Source organism: Pseudomonas sp. SMV71 (assembly GCF_052042015.1).
GTDB lineage: Bacteria > Pseudomonadota > Gammaproteobacteria > Pseudomonadales > Pseudomonadaceae > Aquipseudomonas.
The window spans coordinates 1-508 of sequence record NZ_JBKGGU010000058.1; the positions used below are offsets into that span (position 1 = coordinate 1).

General features: G+C 66.7%; 1 pseudogene. It reads left to right on the forward strand.

The features are described 5' to 3' along the window. Positions 1–508, forward strand: a pseudogene (locus ACLEJQ_RS25760) (type IV secretion protein Rhs); the annotation flags it as partial.

Here is a 508-nt window from a genome sequence, read left to right on the forward strand (position 1 = left end):
CCTGCCCGACGCCAGTCACCGGGTTTTTTCCTACGACGCCCTGGGGCGTTTGTTGAGTCGCCAGGATGAACACGGCGCACTCACCCATTACCACTGGGACGCCATGGGCCGGCTGCTCCAGACCACCTCGCCAACGGGCGCGATCCGGGCCTGGACCTACAACGCCTACGGCAAGGTCACCGCCGAGCGCGACGAGCTGGGGCGGGTCACCCGTTATGAATACGCCGACGACCTGCACTTGGTCAGCCGCCGCCTCAACCCCGACGGCACGGCGCTCAAGTACCGCTACGACTCGGCGCGGCTGTTGCTGACCGAGATCGAAAACGAACGCGGCGAAACCTATCGGCTGGACTACACGCCCGGCGGACTGATCCGACAGCAAGTCGGCTTCGATGGGCAACGCACCGCCTATGCCTACGACCTCAACGGCCACCTGCTGGAGAAAACCGAGCACGGCGACGACGGCACGCAACGGGTCACCGGCTACCAGCGCGACGCGGCCGGGCGG